Source organism: Halobacteriovorax sp. RZ-2 (genome assembly GCF_043196685.1).
Lineage (GTDB): Bacteria > Bdellovibrionota > Bacteriovoracia > Bacteriovoracales > Bacteriovoracaceae > Halobacteriovorax_A.
Genome location: NZ_JBEBMR010000004.1, coordinates 13,969 through 33,431 on the forward strand (window position 1 = coordinate 13,969; position 19,463 = coordinate 33,431).

The window sequence follows — 19,463 nt, forward strand, 5'->3', positions numbered from 1 at the left end:
GAATGCTTAGTCCATTTTTTTAGCCCAAAACAAAAAAGGCCCTACATAAGTAGGGCCTTTCTTACAACATATGTTCATTCATTAAATTAAGTAAATAAATGTAAATACTAGAATCCAAACAAGGTCAACGAAGTGCCAGAAAAGACCACATACTTCTAGAAGTCCGTAGTCACCTTTGTCAAAGCGTCCCTTAAGAGCAAGTACATACATGTAAATAAGAAATATTACACCTGATAGTACGTGAAGCCCGTGGAAACCAGTAATAGCAAAGAACGTTGACGAGAATAAGTTATTACCATGCTCGTAAGTCGAGAATGTCATACCCATATCTGACATTAGGTGTACGTACTCATATGCTTGGATACCAAGGAAGATTACACCACCAATAATTGTAGCTAAAAGCCATCCTCTAATTGCTTTTGGTTGTCTCATTTTTACAGCATCAATTGCCATAACCATTGAAACAGATGAACAAATTAGAATGAAAGTCATAATCCCTGAAAGGTGTACTCCACCAAGAGCTTCTACAGGGTTTGGCCAATGCTTAGTTGCACGAAGTACAGCATAAGCAATTAGTAAGCCTGAAAATGACATGGCATCAGTTCCAAGAAATAACCACATCCCAATTTTATTTGGACTTGCGTGCCCAAATTGAGGGTCATTTGGATAACTAATTACACCGTCATGAACTAAATCTTTTGTATTAGCATGTCCTGCCATTTATAAACTCCCGTTATCTCTTTCCAGCTTTCTTAGCTTTTGGTGAGTAAAAATCACTTCCTAACTCAAGTACGTACTTAGTAACTGCTTCGATTTGTCTCTTAGCATCACCGTCAAGAAGTTCTGGATCCGCAGCCTCTCCTTCTGGCCAGAAAGATGGCATTGTTGTACCAGGCATAATTTTATCTGGACCTTCAAGCCACTTCTTAATCCAGCTCTTCCTTAATCTTCTCTTAGCAAAGTGAAGATCTGGAGCAAGTGCTTGATCTCTATTAAATCCAGTAGTGTGACATGAAGCACATGCTAGGTCGTTAAATAACTGAACCGCTGCACGTCTTTCTTCCTTACTTTCCCAAACAACTTTTTCATTTTCATCAAAGATTGGTTGGTCAGCTTTTACACGGAACATATCAACTAGTTTTTCTTTTTCTTCTTTACTCATATTGAAAGAAGGCATTCTTAACTTAAGCCATGGACGGATTTCATATACATCACCAAGGAAGTAATGGAACCAATCAGCTTGTACTCTGTGTCCTTGTTCAACTAGACGTGGTGGCGCTTCGTTTACATCATCGTAAATTTTCAGCATATCACCGAACTCACCATCAATTTGGTGACATCCAATACAGTTGTACTTAACAGCAACTTTCATACCTTCATTTGCAACAGTTTCAGCAGCGTCGTATCTCTTAACACCTTTAAGAGGAATCTTCTGATCAACTTGACCGATAAGAGCTGTTGTAATTAGAGCAGCATCTTTTTCGCTCATGTGGAACTGAGGCATTCTTAGTAAGTCTTTAAATGGCTTATCAACACCATTATCCCATCTTCTTGGATTTAATAGGTGCGCTTTAATCCAAGCTTCTCTTGAGTGCTCAACTTTCTCATGAGAGAAACCAAATTGAGTTAGAGGCTTAGAACCAAGTTTAGAAAGCTCTGGACCAATAGGTGCACGATCTTCAAAACCTTTAATATTGTGACATGAGTAACAACCGTACTTACCGATTGAACGACGTCCTAATTCCATTGTTCTTTCGTGATCACTCATTGTTGCAAGCTTAGCTTTAGCAACTTCAATAGTATCGAACGCTGAGAAATAAGTTACAAGGATCTCGTCTCTTGCACCTTTATCCATCTCTGCAAACTTAAGCTTTCCGAATTGATCGTTCTTTAAACTCATTAGGTATGCAGTAATATCATTAACTTCTCTATCAGATAGTCTGAAAGAAGGCATGATTGTATCTTCTTGGAAGTGACTTGGGTTTTTAAGCCATGAAGCCATCCAGTTAGCATCTTTTACTTTAGAACCAATACCATCTAGGTATGGACCTTTGTGAGCATCAACTTTTTGAGACTTAAGAGCAAAATCTTTAACACCGTGACAAGCAAGACATCCGATTTCACCAACAAGTTGCTTACCTTTTTCTTTATTACCACCAGTATATTTCATGAAAGGCTTATAGCTTTCAGACTGTGCGTAAATAACTTCAGCAATTGCATTTACTTCAGCGATATTCTTCTTAACGAACTCTGGTGAGTTATTGTTATCATTGTTAAAGAACTGAGGCATTTTTGCATGCTTATTAAATGCTTTTGGTTCCCAAACCCAGTTTTTAAAGAATTCTTTATCAAGCTTTGCAGCGATCTTCTCTAAACTAGGACCTGGTTTTCTCTTATGCTCCCAACCTTCAATTTTGTGACAAGCATAACAACCAAATTTTTCAAGTGCACGACGGCCTTCATTTAATGTAGTTGCCTGTGGAATATACTGAACACCACTGTGACACTTAACACATCCAGCTTCATAATCACCACGTCTTAATTGTACGATAGGTACCTTGTGTGGTTCATGCCAGTTGTACTTTGCAATCCAGTCTTGTTTTTGTTCTTCAGTAGCTGGCATGTGAGCAGCAGCATTGAAGTCATTAACTCTATGCCCTTCACCACCGTGACATGAAGTACAACCAAAGTTCTTCATTGGGTGCTTACCGTTAGCTCCAACCATTAGGTCTAAGTTAGGGTGAGTCTTATGTGGATTTGCTTGATTTTCGTAACCTGGCTTATCAATGAATGTGTGACAAGTCATACAACGATCAACTTTCGGTACGTGTTGAAAGAATCTATCGTCAGTAATATTTTCTAATACAACTTGTTGAACCTTAACAGTTGGGTCCATAAAGTCGATAAAAGGTAGGTTTCTTAGTGCAAATACAGGAGTTACTTCTTTTCTCTTCTCTGCACCCTTAAGAAGTTCTAGACGACCAACGATTCCGTTGATCTTCTTATTAACTGAATCAACATCAGCATTGAAAGCTGCAAGTTGTCTCTTTAAGTTCTTCTCTTTAGTTTGAAGTGCTTTCTTCTTATCAGTAGATGCAGCAAACTTCTTCTTATTATCTTGAAGTTTCTCAAATAAAGAGTGAGCATTTGGCGCGTGTTCAGCGTGAGCAACACCGTAATTAAATGCAAGGGCAGCAACGTCTGAGTTTAGACGACCATTAACGATCTGCTCTTTTTTAATATCTTTAATTACCTGATCAAGCTCTGCTTCAATTTTTGAAATTTCTTTGCTCTTAGCTTCAACTGATTTCTTAGCTGCCGCTAATTCATCATTAAGAACCTTTACTTTTTCAGCACTGATCTTTGCTTCTTCTTCAGCAATATCTTTGGCAATTTTTTCTTTTTCAATCTTCATTGCCTCGATTTGAATTGCTTTCCATGGTCTCATGTAATCATCTAGGAATACCCATATTACCGTAACCAAAAGAACCAGTGAAAAGATCGCGAAGATCTTATTCAGTTTTTTCATATCATAGGCCATGCCTGGCTCATGTTTCTTTGACATTTTTATATACCCTTTATTACTTCTTCTTTAAGTATCTTTATATATCTATATCCAGATTCGCTTATAGGTTAAGTTCCCACTCTGGTAGAGCGATAATATACTTTAAGCTAAATAGCCATCTAAGAACCATCTTGATTGGTAGTGATGTCATACCAAGTACAAGGATGATGAAAATATAGTATCTAATCTGACCAGTGTTCTCGATAATCTTCTTCCCATACTTCGATTTAGCAATCGCAACAGGAAGTACACAACAGTAACCAAGAGTTAGGATTATACCCACAATCTCTCTAACAACGATATTTGAAGGCATTGGAGTGTTAAGCCACTTAAGCCATACAAATTCAGAAAGGTTTACGTTGTATTCAGAAACAACCTTGTGGAAGTCCCAGAATTCAAATGGACCATAGAATGTCCAGTTTGGTCCACGTAAGAAAGTACCAACGATAATTAGGTACATCCAAAGAACGATCCAACCATATAGAAATCCCCACATAGCGATTGGTCTTTCTTTGATTGTGAAGTAACCATTCCCTTTTGGGTTAGTATCAATATATGGAATTGCAATAAGACCAACAAGAATAAGACCTGGAAGAACAACCCCTGCCATCCAAGGATCGAAATATACAAGCATTTCTTGAAGACCAAGGAAGTACCATGGTGCTTTGGCCGGGTTAGGTGCCCAAGTAGTGTTTGCAGGCTCTTCTAGCGGAGCTTTAAAGATAATTGCCCAAACTACTAAGAAGATAGTCGTACCGATCATACACATTAACTCAGTGAAAACTAAGTTAGGCCATACCCATACTTTCTCTCTATTTTCAGGAAGTGCCTCGATTGGACACTCACCATTCTCAATTCTCTTGTCATTCTCAGCTGCTCTATAAAGTGCATACCAAGTAAGCCAAGCAATAAGAACGATAATAATGTTAATTGGAATATTATCTGGCCATAGGATAATTGCTCTAAAGTTTGCATCCATACAAAACCAAACTGTAATAGGTGCAGCAGCAATAAGTGCCCATTTAGCAAATTTCTTGCTTCCTACTACACGATAGTACTTCATCATGAAGAAGAATAGGACCGTCGTAATCGGGAATGATCTAATCGGATCGGCCAGCCAGTTTATAAGTTCTTTCATTTATATATCCCTTTCTCTCAAAATATATTTTTTAAAGTGGTGCTGAAATCCCACCGTCTTTTCTTACACGCCAGAAGTGAACTGCAATTAGAACACCAACAACAAGTGGAATGAATACACAGTGAAGAATATAAAATCTTAGTAGTGCTGGTTCCCCAACGAAACGTCCTGCTAGAAGCTGGAAACGAACGTCGTTTTTATCAGAAACCATTACGAAGTCACCAATTTGTGCTAAAGCTGCACCTGGACCACCGTGCCCCATAAAAGGAGTCGCTTTTGCCATGTTTGAACCAACGGCAATCGCCCAAATCGCTAGCTGATCCCATGGAAGTAGGTAACCAGTAAATGATAGTAGAAGAGTTAATACTAAAAGGATAACACCAACACCCCAGTTAAATTCTCTAGGTGGTTTATATGAACCAGTCATAAATACACGGAACATGTGAAGCCACACAGTAATAACCATGGCGTGAGCACCCCAACGGTGAATTTCACGCATAATCCCTAAAGGCACGTGCTCTTTAAGTGCAATAATATCGTTATATGCGTACTCTGCAGTTGGTCTGTAATAGAACATTAAAAGTACACCAGTAACAGTTAGTGCTAAGAAAATGAAAAATGTAAGTCCACCCATACACCAAGTGTAACCAAGTTGAACCCCTGATTTCTTAAGTTTGATTGGGTGTAAGTGTAAAAACACGTTACCAGCTACGACAGCAGCTCTGTTTCTTGCGTTCGTTGGAGGCCCATGTCTGAAAATTGATTTCCAAACCTGAGTTTCCCTAATGTAATCAACAACACCTCTTTTAGCCATTGTTATTCCTTCCTATTTATTAATCTAAATTAAACTTTTAAGTAACTTTGTGGATTATCCCACTGACCTTTCTCATAACGATAAATCTTAGTTTTATCGACAATGATTTTTCCTTCAGCATTTAGTGAGATTTTATATCTTTCAAGTGGTCTTGGAGCAGGCCCTTCGAAGTTAATACCATTTTGGTAATATCCAGAACCGTGACATGGACACTTAAATTTTAACTCGGCAGGAAGCCAGTTAGGAACACATCCAAGGTGAGTACAAATGTTAGAAAGAGCGAAAAGACGTCCTTCCATTTTTACAATCCAAACACCGTAACCATTCTTCCAACGCTCGTCTACACCTTCCTCGTAATCGTTAGGACGACCAGCAACGAAATCCATCTCTGGCTCGAAGTTTACGTTTGGATAAGTGTAACGGAAAATTAATGTTAAGAACCCTGCTACCGCAGAAGTGAAGGCTACCCAACCAACAGTTACGAAACTAAAGAACTCTCTTCGGTTTAACTGTTTTTTTACATCATCAGACATTTTAAAAAACCTCTATTTCTAATCATAAATACACAAATTTAAGTCACGATGACCCAATTTATGATTCATAAGTTATTGCAAATTCATTTTATACTTTGAAGGATGTTATCACTATTTCAACGAATTTAAAACTTCCTTTGCAAGACTAACTACTTTTATATCTTTCTCAATATTAATCATTTTCTCAACGCTTGGCGCCATCTTTTTCCATTCAGCTCGCCTTAACGCAGTGAGTACATTAAATTTAAGGCCACTGATCTCCTGAACAGTCAATTTCTTACCCAATGACTCATCGTTTAGGTTTAAAATTTCATTAACTGTCGGGATGGCCTGATCGTTCTTATATGCGATTAACGCTGTCGCTGCAGCATATCTCACAGAAAAACCGAGATCGCTATTAAGCCTCTTAATAAATAAATCTTCTGTACCATCAACTTCATGAGTAGCAAGAGTCAGGATTGTCACCTGGACCATGGCCGCATCATTTTTCTCGATGAAACTTTTTACAAGGTCCCACTTAAATGAAATGCCTTTAGGCATTTTTGACAGTGCTACCATTGCGTGAAAATTAATTTCTGGATTATTTGTTTGTAGAGCATGCTCAAGAACTGGTAGCCCACCCTCATTTCCAAGTGCACCAATGGCCACAACGATGAAGTCGCGTGTTCTTGGATCAACAGTTGTCTTATAAATATCTCTTAAATTTGTAACTAACCATGGAATATCCTCTTCTTTCACCGCACCTGCTGAGATGACTTTAGAAAGCTCAAGTGCTGCAATCCACTTATTACCAAAGGTTTTCGACTTCATCTCATGAACTAGGTCTTTGTAAGAGTGGTCATTAGAAAGCATCTTTGTCACACCAAAAATAATTAGTGCTCCGACAAGTACGATTGCAATAGGAACCATTAAAGAGCCCATTACCGGATTACTTTCGAGTAGTTTTTTATCTAACTTAGTGTTTTGATTTTTCTCGCTCACGAAGAAATTGCCTTATAGTAAATGTTTTATTAAATATGGGATAAGAATTAGCAAATTAGAGTATAGTTGACAATTATAAAAGGTGAAATTATGGCCTATCTACTTAGAGGACTGATCGTTATCATGGTTGCTGCAATTGGATTAACAACTTGCGTAGCACTAGGATTTGTTGATGTTGGCATTAGCCACATTAAATTGGCCATTCCAGCCTATCTTTATACAATCTTCGCACAGGCATTCGTAATGTTTTATTTCATTGGTGTTGCCCGTCTAGTGAATAATATCAATTTAATTCTTACGAGCGAACAAAACTTGAATGAATTATTTGATGAAGCTCCTGGCGACTTAACTCCTTATAGAGAAAAAGTTAAAAGATATGTTCACAAAGCAGATCTTGCAAAGAGACAAACAATTCCTTGGACGATGCTGATGATCATTCTTGGAATGATTGCTTTCTTCCTTGGTGGTGCACACGATACAAACATGGTTGAGAAGACAACACACTCTGGTGTTGCTTATGGATTCATTGCATCGATGTTAATTGGATTTGTTAGACAATGGTGGTTCCTTGGACAGACTCACCAACTACTAAGAGAAGTGAAAACATTATTTAGTATTCCAGATGGGCAGATGTAGGTCCTTCACGACTGTTTTCCAAATCGTCGGCCCTTGAGACGAACCGTCGTGCATAAACGCACTCCTCTCGAATAGTTTTCTAGCTAAAGATTAGTGGGCTAGCACCGCAAACAATAGATTGGCCTTAGCCAATCAATTTTGCGGATGCTTTAGTATTCCAGATGGGCAGATGTAGATCCTGTAGGGTGCCATGCACCCTTTGTTGTGCACATGCGAAACCAAAAGAGCATGGCACCTCATTTCTAGATAGCCTTAAGCCAAATAAATACCTTATTCTTTCCAGCAGGATTTCGACGAGTACGAGTTCTCGATTCGTAAATAATTACGGAGTCGTCCCCTTTTACTTGGGCCATAAATTCTTTTAGATAAGATCTTGGAACATAGAGGTTATAGTAGAACCCACCAGGAACTGCGAGTCCAGGCTTCACATTATCAACTTGAGTTACTTGATAAAGATCCAGAAGTTTACTGAGGCGTTTTCTCGTTTCATCAGTATCGGCTGAGTTCATCATAACACGATAAACTTTTGTATTACCGTAACGACTATCACGATAACCACCACCTTTAATATCTTCTTCAAAAGATGACTGTTCTCTATCGGCCGAAGAAATATCACGTGGAAGGGTATCAATTGAAGTTAGGACAACTTCTGATTCAACTTCATCACGCTCTTCATCTTCTAGAGTTTCACCAAGAAAGTTTTCAGTGTCATCAACATTTTCAATATCTTTAATATCTAATTCAAATTGTGCGATTTGTTCTTGATCAGCAATCGTTTCTTCTGTGAATTTTAAACCTTCATTCTCCCAGCGAAATTGAGGCTCATAGACGCTAATTTTATCCGAGAGATATTTTTCGTAGGTTCTATTGGCAAATTCAATTGCCCAAACGAGAAAGATGGCAACTCCAATAAAGGCAAAAATTTGAGCGAGACTTTGCATCTTTGAACTTAAATTATCTCTAAGTTTTAGCCTCGAGATATTAAAGTTTGTTCCACGAAAGTCTTTCTCCATTTTCTTAACAAAGTAGATCCACTCTTGGTAAAGAGTTACTTCCATAGAAGTTAAAATCTCGTGATTATGACTGCCTGAAAATGATAGATCGATACCAAGGTCAGTAACGAGCTGATTTGCATTAACATTTCGATTGCCTGAAAGAATATCATTTAAAGTAAAATGTTCATTGATATAAGCTTCATGCTGAGGAAAGACCTCAACAAAGAAACTACGTAGTAAGATTGAAGTATCGCGTTCACTTTGATGTAAATTACTAGCAAGCTCTTCAATTGAAACATCACGTGAAATAAAAACAAAACAAATAAATTTATCCCTAAGCCAAGTAAACCATGACTCAAGTGGGCCAACATGAATATTATCGATGATATAGTAGAATCTTTTTGAGATCTCAAAAAGAGTTAAGTCTTCATCAAAGAATACATCCCAAAAACGTTCAAAGTCTTCGCGATACTTTCCCTGCCAAGTTACATTTTGAATATCGAGGCAAAGCCAGTCGCGAAAAGATGCATAATCATGATGAAAGAACTTTAATTCATCGTTAACTTTTTTCATTTAAACTCTTTTAATTAAGATACCAATTCCCTGGCCACCACCAATACAAGCACTAGCAATACCATACTCTTTGCCTTCACTTGCAAGTTGGTTTGCTAAAGTCGTTGTAATACGAGTACCAGATGCAGCAAGAGGATGTCCTAGAGCAATTGCTCCTCCCCAGATATTAACCTTATTTACATCAAGAGCAAGCTCTTTCATACAAGCAAGTGCTTGGGCTGCAAAGGCTTCATTTATTTCCACAAGATCAATTTGATCAAGTTCCATCTTATTATCTGCAAGAAGTTTACGAATGGCCGGAACTGGACCAATCCCCATAATCGTTGGATCGACACCGACAACAGCACCATCGATAATTTCAGCAATTGGTTTTAGCCCATGCTCTTTTACAAAGTCTTCACTTGCCACAAGTGCAACCGCCGCTCCATCAACAATACCAGATGCAGAACCAGCAGTAACAAGTCCATCTTTAACAAAAGTTGAACGTAGTTTATTCATATCTTCAAGAGAAGCACCTTCTCTTAAATGTTCATCCTTTGAAACTGAACCCTTTCTGATTTCGACTTCACAAATTTCTTTTTGAAGCTTTACATCTTCGTAGGCCGCTGTTGCACGCTGATGTGATAAGAGAGAAAATTCATCACAATCAGAGCGAGAAACTTCGTACTTTGCCCCAAGATTTTCTGCAGTTATCCCCATTGGGCAGCCTGCGTGTTGATCAGTTAGAGCATCAAGAAGCATATCCACATTCTTCAATGATCCGTATTTCGTACCAAAACGTGCACCATATGTTAAATGTGGAACCATCGACATATTCTCAGTTCCACCAGCAAGCACACAATTGGCCTCTTCTAATTTAATTAAGCGAACGGCATCTAAGATGGCCTGTATACCTGATCCACAAAGTCTATTAATTGTGATTCCAGGTGTTTCTTGTGAACATCCGGCCTTAAGAGCAAGATGCCTCCCACCGTACATAGTATCAGTTGATGAAGGGACAACATTTCCCAAAATTACTTGATCAATTAAGTCGGCCTTCACACCTGTTTCACTAAGTAGTGAATTTGTGGCAGTAACAGCTAAGTCAACTGGCTTAATATCCGTTAAAGAACCACCAAATTTACCAAATGGCGTTCGTTTTCCACCTACTAAAAATACGCGACGGCCTTTATTTAAGGACATATTTGCCTCCATTCACTTACAGTTAAATACTTACTAAAATATATTAGGACGCTTTTATGTCCTAGTCAAAGAAGAGTAATTTATGTCAACAGAAATCAATCGCCAACAGCTAGAGAGATTCAAACAGCAAGAGTATAAGCGCCATGCCTATCAACTTAAGAAGGCCAAGCTTGAGAACTCTCAGGAATATCAGAAGACTGAGAAGAAGCACCTTGCCGACCTAAAGAGACTCAATAAACACTACGAAACTGAAATTAAAAGTGTTGAAAACAGTACAGAACTTAAATTAAAGCAAATTAGAGACAAGCAAACTGAACTCGTTAAAGAAGAACACGGTCGTATGGAGCTTGAGCTTGAAAATATGAAGAAGACTCATGAGGCGAGAGTTGCAGAACTTAAGGAAACTCATGATAATCAGATCGCGCAAATGAATGAGTCGCATCGAGATACACTTGATCAAGCGCGCGAGAAATACATGAAAGAAAAAATGAAGTGGGAAGAGGCATAATCTCCCAAAGGAAAGTAAATGGAAGCGAATAAGCAAAATGGTGGTGTATTTATAAATGGAAAGGCCCAGATTATTGAGATGCTAAAATTTATGAATGCAGATGAAAGGGCCACTCTCTTGAAGAATATTCAAATGAGAAACCCTACTCTTGCCAAAGAGCTTTATGCTGAAAGTATTACTTTCGATACAATCTACGCACTAGACGAGATTGATCTAAACCAAGTTGTTAAGTTTATTAAAGCACCTGTTATTGGTGTTGCTCTTAAGGAGTGTGAGAAATCTTTTCAAAAGAAAGTTCTTACTATTCTACCAAGAGAAGCTGCAGAAGAAGCTTACTCTTATCTTGTCAAAAACCTTGGAGCAAATGAGGCACGCGATATTCAAAGAGCAAGAAAGCGTGTAACTGACACAATTGTCGCCCTCAATAACAGAGGACGACTAAGTCTATAAATCACATTTATAATTAATTTTTCGATCATCAATTTGGGGGCAGTTCTTAACATTGCCCTCAAATTCTGCCCTCAACTCTTTTGTATTAAGCTGTAAATCAAGTAGTTCAATCTGAAGAAGAATTCCATCATCACTTAACTGATCCAGACATTTCGCCTTAATTGAATATTCACATTTGGCGGGATTAATCTTAGCAAGATTTACAAGGGCCTTCTTAAGCCTCTCATCACCCTTCGTTTTCTTTTCAATCCATGAGTCAATGTCATCACGGACACCATTCTTATTTGAGTCAGCTCCACCGTGCCAATCACTACTCCTATCAGTACAAGAAAATACGAAGAGAGTACAAAATAGAATCAATAACTTATTCATTAATTAACTTCCTAAACTTGGCCTCAACTTCATCTGAAAAAACAAAATCACTACTTTTAGCTGTATCAAATATTTTATGCTCAGCTAAAATATTAATGGCACTATCAAGACGATCAATTGTTGTATTAACAATTTTCTTAAGCCACAGTTCATTTGAATCAATAATCTTTGAGACTTCACTTATTGGAATAGGCACGACTTCAACATCTTCAATAGTAAAGCATGATTCATCATAAACCTTACGGTTAATTCCACCAGAAACTCCAAGGAAGTCACCTTTCTTATGGGTACCAGTTGGCACTAATCTTCCGTTTTGTTCTTTAACTGTTAAAAGAGTTCCAGATTTTACAAGAAAAATAAATTCAGCACTTGTACTCTCTTTAAATAGTAAGTTTTCAACTTCAACCTTACTACTTTCATACGCGGTAAACGTCATCAATCTCTCCCCTCAGTGCTGTACCATAACGAAGCCCATATGTAGAAAAATGGATATTCTTCGCTTCAATCTTGTTTAAAATAGTCTGTGCACAAATTGCTCCAGACTGTATTGTTTTTGATCTCTTTCCTAGGAAAGAAAATTGTTTACCAAGCGCCTTTGCTTCAACTAGTTGAATACGATCCGTACTCTCATTGAAGTCAGCAAGGCCAATACTGTAGTTATTTATTGCATCAGCGTCATATGCCGGGGCACCCGAAAACATCAAGGCAAGGCTTGTTAAGGTACCTGCAACGCCAATAATATCCTGACCAACATATGAATCAAGATTAAACTTTTCAAAAATTTCATCAACCTTAGTTCTTAATTGGCCATCCTTTATCCAATCATCAACTCTCACTGAACCAATTGGTAGTGAAACAGTTTCAATAATTTCGAAAGGTTTTGTTTTAATAAGAATAAGTTCACTAGAGGCACCACCAACATCTAAGATGAGCTGCTTCTTTGACTTCTTCTTCATCATTTCATTAATTCCAAGGGCCGTATAATACGCTTCTCCCTCACCAGAAATAATTTCAATATCCAAACCGAGCTCAGACTTAATTCTAGCGAAAAACTCAGGAGCATTTTTAGCGACACGAGAAGCTTCAGTTGCCGTAATTATCATTTTATCACAACCCAGCCTCTGACACTCTTGCTGATATTCCTTCAAGGCCCTAAAAGTATCTTCCATTGATTTCTCTTGAAAAACACCTTCTTTATCAAGTCCTCTACCGAGCCCTGTAATTGTCGAGATTTCTTGTACAATTTCTTTAGTATCACGATCGATAATAAGTAGTAGTGTAGAATTAGAACCAATATCTACAGAACCAATTAAATTCTTAGTCATTTTTGAAAATACCTTTAAATAATTTTTTTATTTTGCCTTTATTCTTTTCAAGGACTTTATCTGTTTCTTTTTTCAATAAATTCTTAGCAGCACTCTTGGCCAATTTTTCAAGAGTGTACTCATAGTCACTGGTTAAAGCATAGCCTATCCCTTCTAGGCGGTACGGAATCTTAGCAGTTCCATAATCTCTTACAAGGTCATGCTTTAATTCTTCTTCATTTACAACAATAGCACCAAGAAGCTCCCCTGGGGCCTTAAAATCAATCTTTCCATTTCCTTCTAAAGCGTACTTTCCTTCATCTAATACTACTTTATAACTTTTAAATTGATGATAGCGATCATCTAATCGGCCATTAAATGATAATTCAGTAATATCACCATTAATTGAGATATCCTTTTTAGTTAATTTTTCAAGTTTGTTGAATATACTGCCTACAACATTTGCTAAATTTATCTTATGAAGTTTTGCTTCTTTAACATTTAATGCAACATTGAAGTCATAGCCTTTACCAATTAACTTTCCATCAACCTTACCTGATGCTTTCCCCTCAACAGACTTAACAATACCATGTGGGACAAAAAGGGCGGCACTTGAAATATCTACATCACTAAATGAGGCATTTACTTCTGTTGTTTTCCCTTTCTTATGAATCTCTGAATTAACTTTAAGATTTAGCGGTGCGGTTCCAAGTTTTAATCTATTTGATAAAATATTTAATTTTTTACGGTTTACACTCAGGCCTATTTGACCATTAATCGGCGACTCCCCTAGCATAACATTGGAGAACTTAACTTTTGATTTAACTGGATAATTTGAAAAGACTTCTCCGTTTGTACTAGAAATATCGACATCAGAGTTTTCTTCTTTTACTTCTTCCTTAGCAACTTTCTGCTTAGGCATATGCTCTTTCATCTCTGTCGGAATCTGAATGTCTTGCAGATGCATATTAATATCAGAAGTCTTTAAGTAATCAAAACGATCAACGCCAAGAACAAAAGGAGTCGACTGACCAATTTTCACAATCCCCTCTAAAAGCTTTAACTCAATTGCAGATCTTATCTTTTTACTATTTAAGTTATTCTTAACATTAACGACAACAGGGATGCCAAGTGCAACGATATTACTATCCACACTAGTTGTTATATTTGGAAATAATTTATCATTTCTAGAAGTTAGACTTCCCTCGACCTTAAGTTGGCCATCTTTGATTTTCACACCAAAGGCACTTACATTAACAAAGTAAGAAGTAATATTATTTAAATCACTAATAAGATTTATATTATGTAATTTTAAAATTTCTTTACTTAAGTCGTAATCAAGATTTGATTTCATAAATTGATGTTCTTCAAGTGCAACAACAACTTTTGAAGACATAATCTTCTTCTCAACACCACCATCCATTTTTACAGAAAACTTTTTTAGAGGTTTTATAAGAACACTTGATTTAACATTATTAATATCGACTTCAGCATTGAAATTTAGCTTTTTCTCTTCAAGCCACTTATCAAGTACAGTTTCACCAATTATTAAAACATCAAAAGATGTTTCATTTGGCTTCCCTTTTGAAAGAATGAAATGAGACTTCAACTCGAAAACAGACGTTGTATTGAAACCAATATCTCTAAGTGCAAGTTTTTCAATATTAACTTCACCAAAGCTTCCACTTCTAAGAGCATAGTTTGCATTAATATTCGTTACATTAAAATTCAAAGATGCATCAGAAAAAAAACTTAGAACGGCCAAGCCAGAGTCAGAACTTTCATCTTTTCCTTTCTCTTTAGCTGTAATTTTCTTTTCCTCTTTAAAGCTAACCACTTCTTTTGAAGTAAAAGAGTTTTCCCAATTAGAGCCCTTCTTGAACTCGATATAACTTACTTTCGGATTATCAATATTTACAGAGATCGTCCCGTATCCCATAAGCATCGTCCAAAATGGGATTTCAATTTGTAGATTATCAAATGAGCAAAGGGGAAGCTTTCGGCCACCATGGGGATAAAGAATATCAACGCCCCTAATATTAACTTTAGAATTAAGGCCAAGGGAGTAATCAAGAGACTGAGTTAATACTTCAGCATTTGGTAAAGTCTTTTGAAGTTGAGTAGTAAAAGCCTGCCTTATGTCGTCTGGTTTTAAGTTCTTTTTAGCAACAATTAATATGATTGCAGAGAAGACAATTAAAAAACCTAAAAATAAAAATATTATTTTTAATGGTGACTTAGTTTTCACATACCCTCCAATGGTATTTTAGATTAAAGTCAGTGGTGCAAATTTTGCCATGAATTTTTTCTGTGCACCGTCATTAAATTTAATCGTTACCTTTTCATCTCCTGTCGGGCCAATACACTCTAAAACAGTTCCTTCACCATAAAGAGAGTGAACAATTTTTGATCCCTTAGGATAAGTTACTTTCTTTGCACTTATACTTGGCGATTTTTCAACTCTGTAAACAGGCTCATCATCATAAACCGGATCACATAGGTCGTCCCAATCATTATCCATTGATTGCTGACGCCCACCACCTAGTTTCTTCCAGATATAAAATTTATTCGGTATTTCTTGAATGAAGCGGCTAAAGCCATTGAAGCGTAATTGTCCAAATAACATACGCCCTTGTGCAAAGGTGATATAGAGTCTTTTCATTGCTCTAGTCATCGCAACATAGAAAAGACGACGCTCTTCTTCAATTGCAACTTCGCCATTTTCGATTGACTGATAACTTGGAAAGACTGTCTCCTCAACACCTGTAACGAAGACATATTCGAACTCAAGACCTTTGGCGCCATGAATTGTCATTAGGGATACTTCCCCCTGATTTTCTTCCTCTTGTCCAATCACTGAATTATCAAGAGTGATTGTTTCTAAAAAGGCGCCAAAACGGCCGTCAGGATTTTGATCCTCAAATTGAGTAAAGGCACTACCAAGCTCTTCTAAGTTTTCCATACGAGCTTGCGACTCATAGTCTTTTGCTGCTCGAAGCATTTCCCAGTAACCAGATTCATAGAGAAGTTTTTCATAAACAGTCTCTAAACCTTCACCTTCATCATGCGCAACTTTGGCTTCAGTGATTAAGTGAACAAATTGCGAAAGAGAAGACTTCACACGAGACGAAAGTCTAATATGTTTAAAATCTTCTGGATTATCCACAATTCTATTAACAACTTCCCAAAGAGAACTATCAGACTTGATTGCCTCTTCTTCGATTTTTCTTAACGTTGTTGCACCAATCCCACGAGTTGGTACATTAATAATACGACTTAAGGCCAATGAGTCTTTGTCATTAACAAGAAGTCTAATATAGGCAATTAAATCCTTAATTTCTTTTCTCTCGTAGAACTTAATCCCACCGACAACTCGATACGGGATATTAGATTTTCTAAGAGCATCTTCAATTTGTCTTGATTGAGAATTAGTTCGATAGAAAACTGCCATTTCATCGTAATTAACTCCATCTTCATTATGATGATGAATTAATTGTTCTGCGACAAAGTCAGCTTCTTCACGATCACTAGAACATTCGACAATCTCAATTGACTCACCTTCAGGGTTATCAGTCCACATACTCTTTCCCTTACGTTGAGTATTTCGACAGATAACTGCTCCAGCGGCTTCAATGATATTTTTAGATGATCGGTAATTCTGCTCTAGTTTTAAAATTTGAGCATCACTGTACACTTCTTCGAAGTCTAGAATATTTCGAATATCTGCTCCACGCCAAGAATAGATCGACTGATCCTCATCCCCAACAACACAGATATTTCTTCTTTTCATAGCAAGCTTTGTAACTAGATCAAATTGAGCACGGTTCGTATCCTGATACTCATCCACAAGGATATAGCGGAAACGATCCTGGTATCTTTCAAGCACTTCAGAAAACTTTTCGAAGAGCTGAATAACACCACAGATAAGACCACCAAAATCTGTCGCATTGGCCTTGTGAAGTTCCTTTTCATACTCAAGATACATATCGTAGAAGATATCATCTCTTTCTACTTCATAATCTTTATCTGAAATATCACGATCAGGGTAATGCCCGTGATTCTTAAGGTCTTCAATAAAGTATAGTACTTCAGACGGAGCTGTTTCTTTTTGAGAAATTCCACGACGATTCAAGATCGCTTTTACAACACTCTTTTGTTCAGACGTATCATAAATCGTAAAATTACGACTAAGGCCTAAGTAGTTTGCCTCAGACCTTAGCATTTTTGCACAGAAAGAGTGGAATGTAGTCACTTGAAGAGCACCCACATCACAACTAACATCACGTCCGACACGGTCACGCATTTCTTTTGCGGCCTTATTCGAGAAAGTTAGGGCCAATAATTGAAAAGGAGAAATATTCTTTTCTTCTAAAAGATAAGCAATCTTTGTTACAAGCGTTCTCGTCTTTCCTGATCCTGCACCAGCAAGGATCATCATTGGTCCATCAATCTCTTTAACGGCTTGACGTTGTTGAATGTTGAGATGATCTAACTTCATTTAAATTCCTAATTTACTCTTTTTTATTCTACAGTTACTGACTTCGCCAGATTTCTTGGTTTATCAATATCTGTTCCTAAATTCTTAGCAATATAATATGCAAGTAGTTGGTTAACTACGTTTACATAAAGAGGTGCTAAATCTCCAAGTCCTTCAAAGTTAAGTTCGATATAGTGATCTGAAATTTCTCTTAAATCTTCCTTACCTTTTGGACCAATTGAAACGATTAGACCCTTACGAGCTTTAATTTCTTGAATATTTGAAACTGTTTTCTCATATAGCTCTTCACCAACTAAGGCGATATTTACTTTTTCTTCGTCAATTAAGGCGATTGGACCGTGCTTAAGTTCCCCTGAAGCATAACCTTCGGCATGAACGTATGCGATTTCCTTTAGTTTTAAGGCACCCTCAAGTGCAATTGGGAAGTAAGACCCACGTCCTGTATAAAAGAAACCTTTAAACTTATAGATTGCATCTGCAACATCTTTAATAGGCTTCGTATTATCAAGTAACTGCTCTACTCTTTGAGCAAGTAAGCTATAACGTGCTGATAACGAATTTCTTAATTCATCATTCATACTTCCATTTGCAATTACTTCAGAAAGTGTTTTCCCTGTTAGAACTTGTTGAGTGAAAGCCTTTGTTGAAGCAACACCAATTTCAATACCTGCACGAATCATAAGATTGACATCACAATCACGGTACAGCGTAGAGCCTTCAGTATTTACAATTGAAAGAGATTTCATGCCTCTTTCTTTACACATTGTTTGGGCCGCAAGCGTATCTGCAGTTTCACCGGACTGTGAAATAAACATCGCTAATTCATTCTGATTCAGAATTGGATTTCTGTAACGGAACTCACTTGCAACTTCTGCAAAACATCTAATGCGGTTACTTGACTCAAAGTAATCCTTAATCATAAGACCTGCATAGTAAGCAGTCCCACAGGCAGTAATACTAACAGCTTCCATTGGAAGTTTTGTTGCTGCCTCTAAACTCTCTTTCCCTTCTCCTTGAAAGTAGTATTGAGTAAGAGAACGAATTAGCTCTGGCTGCTCGTGAATTTCTTTAAGCATATAGTGCTCGAATTCACCCTTTGAAGCAGGATCGTGATCGATCGTCTGCTCTTTTGACATATACCTTTGAGTCTTTGTTCCATCTAACTCATAGAAGTTCAGTAGTTGATTATTCTTAACACTTAAATGGCAAAGAACATTATCTTCAGGGAAGTAAATACGGTTTGCCATACCTGCAAGAGCATATGGATCACTTGAAACAAATACTTCAGAGTTTACTTCATTACTTCCACATACTAGTGGAGCACCTTTTTTAATTGCAAAGATTTCATCTGTTTCACGATTTAGAATAACAAATGCAGAAAATCCTTCAATTCTTTCAAAAGATTTGATGACTGCTTCTTTAATTGGAGTTCCTTGACGCTTGTGAAAAATAAGAAGCCCAAGAAAAGTCTCAGAATCTGTTTCAGATTCAAAGTAGATTCCATGCTCTTTTAGTTCATTTCTGATTTCAGTAGCATTCTCAATGATTCCATTGTGAACCATTGCAATTCCATCTTTTGTTGATACGTGTGGGTGAGCATTATAATCTGTTACACCACCGTGAGTGGCCCAACGAGTGTGCCCAATGCAAGATCTTGCATGAATATCTTTGCCTTCAAGCTCGGCTTCAAGGTTAGCGATTTTACCTTCTTTTTTATAAACGAGAAGTTCATCATTTTTACTGATGAAACTAACTCCAGCTGAATCGTAGCCACGATACTCTAATCTTCTAAGTCCTTCTAGAACAACGTCAACTGAATTTGATGGCCCTAAATGCCCAACAATTCCGCACATAGTCACTTCCTTATATGTTTAAAAAATACTAATTTAAGAAAGATACCATTTTGCGGGCGAA

The 19,463-nt window shown here is 37.3% G+C and carries 17 protein-coding genes; 3 read left to right on the forward strand and 14 right to left on the reverse strand.

Going from position 1 to position 19,463, the window contains the following annotated elements; translation table 11 throughout:
* Nucleotides 1-81: 81 nt before the first annotated feature.
* The 6 genes from ABMA78_RS14385 to ABMA78_RS14410 form a co-directional block, all read right to left on the reverse strand.
* A complete protein-coding gene (locus ABMA78_RS14385; protein WP_021267400.1) occupies nucleotides 82-720 on the reverse strand; it encodes a cytochrome c oxidase subunit 3 in 639 nt (212 codons plus the stop codon).
* Between the two features lie 13 nt (nucleotides 721-733).
* The gene (locus ABMA78_RS14390) at nucleotides 734-3,565 is read right to left on the reverse strand and encodes a c-type cytochrome (RefSeq protein WP_392861052.1); all 2,832 of its coding nucleotides are present in this window, start codon (nucleotides 3,563-3,565) and stop codon (nucleotides 734-736) included.
* A 61-nt stretch (nucleotides 3,566-3,626) separates the two neighbouring features.
* A complete protein-coding gene (locus ABMA78_RS14395) occupies nucleotides 3,627-4,703 on the reverse strand; it encodes a putative membrane protein (RefSeq protein ID WP_021267606.1) in 1,077 nt (358 codons plus the stop codon).
* A 31-nt stretch (nucleotides 4,704-4,734) separates the two neighbouring features.
* The gene (locus tag ABMA78_RS14400; protein ID WP_021267697.1) at nucleotides 4,735-5,517 is read right to left on the reverse strand and encodes a cytochrome b N-terminal domain-containing protein; all 783 of its coding nucleotides are present in this window, start codon (nucleotides 5,515-5,517) and stop codon (nucleotides 4,735-4,737) included.
* A gap of 29 nt (nucleotides 5,518-5,546) precedes the next feature.
* Entirely contained in the window at nucleotides 5,547-6,050 is a 504-nt protein-coding gene (locus ABMA78_RS14405) for a ubiquinol-cytochrome c reductase iron-sulfur subunit (RefSeq protein ID WP_021267552.1), read from the reverse strand.
* A gap of 111 nt (nucleotides 6,051-6,161) precedes the next feature.
* Complete coding sequence (locus ABMA78_RS14410; protein ID WP_392861055.1) at nucleotides 6,162-7,031, reverse strand: HEAT repeat domain-containing protein; 870 nt, start codon at nucleotides 7,029-7,031, stop codon at nucleotides 6,162-6,164.
* Between the two features lie 90 nt (nucleotides 7,032-7,121).
* Here ABMA78_RS14410 and ABMA78_RS14415 point away from each other — a divergent pair, with 90 nt between their 5' ends.
* Nucleotides 7,122-7,667, forward strand: coding sequence for a hypothetical protein (locus tag ABMA78_RS14415; RefSeq protein ID WP_392861057.1), 546 nt, complete (start codon nucleotides 7,122-7,124; stop codon nucleotides 7,665-7,667).
* A 242-nt stretch (nucleotides 7,668-7,909) separates the two neighbouring features.
* On the opposite strand, the gene ABMA78_RS14420 is transcribed toward ABMA78_RS14415, so the two are convergent.
* A complete protein-coding gene (locus ABMA78_RS14420; protein WP_392861059.1) occupies nucleotides 7,910-9,235 on the reverse strand; it encodes a hypothetical protein in 1,326 nt (441 codons plus the stop codon).
* On the reverse strand, nucleotides 9,236-10,417 hold the full coding sequence (locus ABMA78_RS14425; RefSeq protein WP_392861061.1) for a thiolase family protein: 1,182 nt from the start codon (nucleotides 10,415-10,417) through the stop codon (nucleotides 9,236-9,238).
* A gap of 82 nt (nucleotides 10,418-10,499) precedes the next feature.
* On the opposite strand from ABMA78_RS14425, the gene ABMA78_RS14430 reads away from it, so the two are divergent.
* Nucleotides 10,500-10,925 carry a hypothetical protein gene (locus tag ABMA78_RS14430; RefSeq protein WP_392861063.1) on the forward strand — a complete coding sequence of 142 codons (426 nt, stop codon included), beginning with the start codon at nucleotides 10,500-10,502 and terminating at the stop codon, nucleotides 10,923-10,925.
* A gap of 18 nt (nucleotides 10,926-10,943) precedes the next feature.
* Nucleotides 10,944-11,375 carry a FliG C-terminal domain-containing protein gene (locus ABMA78_RS14435; RefSeq protein ID WP_103218405.1) on the forward strand — a complete coding sequence of 144 codons (432 nt, stop codon included), beginning with the start codon at nucleotides 10,944-10,946 and terminating at the stop codon, nucleotides 11,373-11,375.
* Here the strand turns inward: ABMA78_RS14435 and ABMA78_RS14440 are convergent.
* The 6 genes from ABMA78_RS14440 to glmS are packed head-to-tail and all read right to left on the reverse strand — an operon-like array spanning nucleotide 11,370 to nucleotide 19,402.
* Nucleotides 11,370-11,747 (reverse strand): hypothetical protein, encoded by a 378-nt coding sequence (locus ABMA78_RS14440; RefSeq protein ID WP_392861065.1) that lies wholly within the window; start codon nucleotides 11,745-11,747, stop codon nucleotides 11,370-11,372. The two genes, ABMA78_RS14435 and ABMA78_RS14440, sit on opposite strands and share 6 nt — an antisense overlap.
* Nucleotides 11,740-12,183 (reverse strand): cyclic nucleotide-binding domain-containing protein, encoded by a 444-nt coding sequence (locus ABMA78_RS14445; protein WP_392861067.1) that lies wholly within the window; start codon nucleotides 12,181-12,183, stop codon nucleotides 11,740-11,742. Before ABMA78_RS14445 ends, ABMA78_RS14440 begins: the two co-directional genes overlap by 8 nt.
* Nucleotides 12,164-13,072 carry a hypothetical protein gene (locus ABMA78_RS14450; protein WP_392861069.1) on the reverse strand — a complete coding sequence of 303 codons (909 nt, stop codon included), beginning with the start codon at nucleotides 13,070-13,072 and terminating at the stop codon, nucleotides 12,164-12,166. The genes ABMA78_RS14445 and ABMA78_RS14450 overlap by 20 nt, the downstream gene beginning before the upstream one ends.
* On the reverse strand, nucleotides 13,065-15,299 hold the full coding sequence (locus tag ABMA78_RS14455) for a hypothetical protein (RefSeq protein WP_392861070.1): 2,235 nt from the start codon (nucleotides 15,297-15,299) through the stop codon (nucleotides 13,065-13,067). The genes ABMA78_RS14450 and ABMA78_RS14455 overlap by 8 nt, the downstream gene beginning before the upstream one ends.
* An 18-nt stretch (nucleotides 15,300-15,317) precedes the next feature.
* The gene (locus ABMA78_RS14460; RefSeq protein ID WP_392861072.1) at nucleotides 15,318-17,549 is read right to left on the reverse strand and encodes an ATP-dependent helicase; all 2,232 of its coding nucleotides are present in this window, start codon (nucleotides 17,547-17,549) and stop codon (nucleotides 15,318-15,320) included.
* A 23-nt stretch (nucleotides 17,550-17,572) separates the two neighbouring features.
* A complete protein-coding gene (glmS, locus tag ABMA78_RS14465) occupies nucleotides 17,573-19,402 on the reverse strand; it encodes a glutamine--fructose-6-phosphate transaminase (isomerizing) (protein ID WP_392861074.1) in 1,830 nt (609 codons plus the stop codon).
* Nucleotides 19,403-19,463 lie beyond the last annotated feature (61 nt).

Coding starts and splice junctions, on each gene's coding strand:
- ABMA78_RS14460 (WP_392861072.1), bottom strand. CDS start 17,549: ATGAAGTTAGATCATCTCAACATTCAACAACGTCAAGCCGTTAAAGAG.
- ABMA78_RS14400 (WP_021267697.1), bottom strand. CDS start 5,517: ATGGCTAAAAGAGGTGTTGTTGATTACATTAGGGAAACTCAGGTTTGG.
- ABMA78_RS14395 (WP_021267606.1), bottom strand. CDS start 4,703: ATGAAAGAACTTATAAACTGGCTGGCCGATCCGATTAGATCATTCCCG.
- ABMA78_RS14435 (WP_103218405.1), top strand. CDS start 10,944: ATGGAAGCGAATAAGCAAAATGGTGGTGTATTTATAAATGGAAAGGCC.
- ABMA78_RS14445 (WP_392861067.1), bottom strand. CDS start 12,183: ATGACGTTTACCGCGTATGAAAGTAGTAAGGTTGAAGTTGAAAACTTA.
- ABMA78_RS14390 (WP_392861052.1), bottom strand. CDS start 3,565: ATGTCAAAGAAACATGAGCCAGGCATGGCCTATGATATGAAAAAACTG.
- ABMA78_RS14385 (WP_021267400.1), bottom strand. CDS start 720: ATGGCAGGACATGCTAATACAAAAGATTTAGTTCATGACGGTGTAATT.
- ABMA78_RS14420 (WP_392861059.1), bottom strand. CDS start 9,235: ATGAAAAAAGTTAACGATGAATTAAAGTTCTTTCATCATGATTATGCA.
- ABMA78_RS14430 (WP_392861063.1), top strand. CDS start 10,500: ATGTCAACAGAAATCAATCGCCAACAGCTAGAGAGATTCAAACAGCAA.
- ABMA78_RS14405 (WP_021267552.1), bottom strand. CDS start 6,050: ATGTCTGATGATGTAAAAAAACAGTTAAACCGAAGAGAGTTCTTTAGT.
- ABMA78_RS14440 (WP_392861065.1), bottom strand. CDS start 11,747: ATGAATAAGTTATTGATTCTATTTTGTACTCTCTTCGTATTTTCTTGT.
- ABMA78_RS14415 (WP_392861057.1), top strand. CDS start 7,122: ATGGCCTATCTACTTAGAGGACTGATCGTTATCATGGTTGCTGCAATT.
- ABMA78_RS14450 (WP_392861069.1), bottom strand. CDS start 13,072: ATGACTAAGAATTTAATTGGTTCTGTAGATATTGGTTCTAATTCTACA.
- glmS (WP_392861074.1), bottom strand. CDS start 19,402: ATGTGCGGAATTGTTGGGCATTTAGGGCCATCAAATTCAGTTGACGTT.
- ABMA78_RS14425 (WP_392861061.1), bottom strand. CDS start 10,417: ATGTCCTTAAATAAAGGCCGTCGCGTATTTTTAGTAGGTGGAAAACGA.